This is a genomic window from Mesorhizobium sp. M7A.F.Ca.US.007.01.2.1 (assembly GCF_003998165.1).
GTDB classification, from domain to species: Bacteria; Pseudomonadota; Alphaproteobacteria; order Rhizobiales; family Rhizobiaceae; genus Mesorhizobium; species Mesorhizobium ciceri.
In genome coordinates, this window is the sequence record NZ_RZQP01000446.1 from 1 (window position 1) to 1,842 (window position 1,842).

Annotated in this window: 2 protein-coding genes; both read right to left on the bottom strand. The window is 59.3% G+C overall.

Annotation, left to right across the window (positions count from 1 at the left end; all coding sequences use genetic code 11):
• Positions 1-309 precede the first annotated feature (309 nt).
• Positions 310-501: an RES domain-containing protein gene (locus tag EN949_RS36955; protein WP_338101346.1), complete on the bottom strand. Its 192-nt coding sequence runs from the start codon at positions 499-501 to the stop codon at positions 310-312.
• A 33-nt stretch (positions 502-534) separates the two neighbouring features.
• Entirely contained in the window at positions 535-921 is a 387-nt protein-coding gene (locus EN949_RS34940) for a hypothetical protein (RefSeq protein WP_024504930.1), read from the bottom strand.
• Positions 922-1,842 lie beyond the last annotated feature (921 nt).

Consider the following 1,842-nt stretch of genomic DNA (forward strand, 5'->3'; position numbering starts at 1 on the left):
AGCGGGGAGGGCGACGGCGAGGACGGTCTCGTTGGGGACCAAGCGCCGTGACGGGGGGCGTCGTCGCGTTGTGATCCCAGAGACAGTCGATCCCTACGGCCAGGACGACTGGTCGTGCGGCAGCCGGTGATCGGGATCATGGACGGTGACCTTATCGCCTTCGACAAGACTGGCCGGAAAGACCACCAGGTTGGTGCCACCGGCGTGACGCTTTTGTCGATGCGAGCGATCTGGCGCCAGGCACAATCCCATTCCTGCCAAGCGCTGTCCCAGATCTCCGGGTCGAATCCCTGCGAAAGGTCCGCCACCTCAGGCGAGCGTGATCTTGTAGGCGGCAAGCGTTGCCGGCGGGACGATGCTGGCGCCCTGCTTGTATTCGTCAAGAGCCGTCTGGGTCGAACGAGACAGATAGAGTGCTTCGACGCATGGCCGGTTGAAACGACCGCCGTCGATCGCCGCGCCTGCACCGCTGATGGGCAGGAAAGCCCATTTGGGTGTCAGATAGCGATTCGTCTGGACCGACTCGGGTGATCCTCACCCACGCGCCCCATTTTCGAAATCCCGGATGAAGGCCAGGACTGCCTCGACCTGGCCGTCCGCGACGAGTTCGGCAGCCGTGCGATGACCATAGTCGGCAATCGGTTTATTGCGGTACCAAAAGATCGCCTTCTTGACGTCGCCGGTGAGTTCCGTTGCGGCCGAAATCACCTTCACCATCTCGCGCATCCGACCCTGCAGGCGCTCCGACGAGGGATTGCGCAGCGTGTTGCGGTGGACGCCGGTCAACTGCGCCAGGTTGGCCACCTTCACGCCAAGCGCCTGCGACAGGCGCTTCGGCGAGATATAAGGCGTGCGCGGCTCCTGCAGGCTGTCGACAAAACCTGAGACCACTTTCGATTGGGCCAGCTGTGCGTGGGTCATTACAAATCTCCGACCTCTCTCTTACGCACAATATACGCACATTCCTAGGCATAGAAAGAACAGCCTGACGCCTTTCCAGCGCACTGCTTGTGCTTCCCCATCCTCGTAGCGGATCCTAGCTAGCGGCAGCAATGCGCCTTCATCTCGGTCATTCCGTCCGACTTAACCTCCTGCCGAAAGCAGACTGGTTGTTAGCGATGCTGGCGTTGGGATTGCCGTTTGTGTTGGCCGTGAGATCAGTCTCGCGGTTTACTAAAAGCCAGCATTCTCAGAATTTGGTGGGTGAATCTATCCCCCGAAGAATGAGGGGGCGCTAGTACGGGGTAGTGTCGCTCCTTGTTCACACGGATCATTCGGTGATTCCGCTTCGCCTCAAAATGAGACTGACGCGGTCGATCCATATGTGGTTCGTTCTCCGCTCCTTCGAGGGCGTTGCCCACGACACGCCAACGCTCAGCTCGTCGATGCGGTGCTGGGTAACGCATGCGGCGAAAGTGCAGACTTTTCAGGCGGAGAGGGAACCCTGCGTGTCTTCGGGATAGACCCCAGTGACGTAGATGGCGACGTGCTGTCTGTTGAAAGCGCGCCGCCCCCACGTATAAAGTCCTCCCCGTCAACAAACTATACGCAAAACTCGAGTATGGGAATTAGTGCAGTTCAATTTCGATTTCAGTGGCAACCGATTCCACTGATGGTTGGGGTTGTTGCTGAGTGGGACGGCGGCTTCGCGCCCCAATCTCCGCCCTCAAACGGGGTTGCACGGTCGCCCGATAGAAGACGCATATTTTGCATTGAAATGGGCGTCTTAGGCTCAAGATATGCATCGCCGGGGCCACCTCCAGAAGACTGCGAATGGATTGGCCAGCAGCACCGCATGATGTCGCGATGCGAGTCGCCGACGGCCTTGGCGAGGTCAATATC